Annotated in this window: 1 pseudogene; it reads left to right on the top strand. The window is 72.2% G+C overall.

The annotated features are described in order from the left end of the window. A pseudogene (locus H3O04_RS35405) lies at positions 1–1212 on the top strand (DNA translocase FtsK); the annotation flags it as partial.

Genomic DNA, 1212 nt, shown 5'->3' with positions numbered 1-1212 from the left:
AACCACCGCCGCGCTGACGCAGACGGCGCCGCGCGCCACGGTCACGCCGCGACCGGCTGCTACGCAGCAGCCGCGTCCGCCGGTGCGCCCGGTCACAGGAACTACGCCAGCCGGCCTGTCGACGGACGCGGCACGACGCCGCTCGGCGCCGCCCGCGCCGGCGCGCGCGCCGCTCTATGCGTGGAACGAGAAGCCGGCCGCGCCGATTACGCCCGCACCGAGCGTTCACGACACGCTGCGTTCGATCGAGGCCAGCACCGCGCAATGGGCGTCGCTGGGCGGCACGCCGTCCGGCGGTGCAGCGCAGACGGCGGCCGCTGCCGTGGCCGGTGTGGCCGGTGTGGCCGCCGCAGCCGGCAGCGTGGCCGCGCCGGCATCGGCGGCCGTGTCGAATGCGTTCGGCTCCGCGACGCACGGCATCGCAGCCCAGGACGCCAATACTCCGGCCGAACACGATGCCGCGCCCGCATACGACGACAACGCGCCGATCGTGCTCGACGCCTTCATGCCGGCGCAGTCCGGCATCGCGCAGGCTCCGGTTGGCGATTTGTCCCCTCCTGCATTCGGTGACGCTGAACCGAACGCACGGTCGAATGCCGGCAGCGACGATGCCGCGTTCTCGCATCGCGCCGACGACGCAATCCGTCACGTCGACGCTACGCCCGCCGCGCCGGCATTCGGGGTCGCAGCACCGTCGATCGACGCACCCATCGACCTCGCGCCTTGGGAAGATGTCGTCAGCGCGCCGGTTCCGGCGCTCGACGCGTCGACCGGAAACCCGATCGCCGAGCCGCCGGCAGTCACCGCGGGACCGCAATCCGCGCATTCAGCCTTCCCACAAGGAAGCGATGCAGCGGTTCGCGACCTCGACACCAGCAAGCCGACCGGGTCTATCGATATCGACGACCACGCCGACGCGCAACCGGCGTCTGCAATCGATCGCGCCGCTTCGGCCCGCGTGCCTCAAGGGGCTGCCGACCCGCACGCCGCCGCGAAGCCTGCCGACGGCATCGTTCCGTTCGCTGCCCTGCCCGCTTCGTCGCTCGCGGGAACGTCCGTGAGCGCAGGTTCGGAAACCGCGTCGATCGCGGCAACGTCCGCACCGGCGGCATCGAATCCCGTGCCGGACGCCGTCAAGCCGGTCGAGGTGGCGGAACCCGCGGCACCGCTGTCGGCGGTCGCTCAACGCGCGACGCCCGCTACATATTGGAC

The sequence above is a fragment of the Burkholderia sp. KCJ3K979 genome (assembly GCF_016759955.1).
GTDB classification, from domain to species: domain Bacteria; phylum Pseudomonadota; class Gammaproteobacteria; order Burkholderiales; family Burkholderiaceae; genus Burkholderia; species Burkholderia orbicola.
This window is presented reverse-complemented; position numbering and strand designations above follow the sequence as displayed.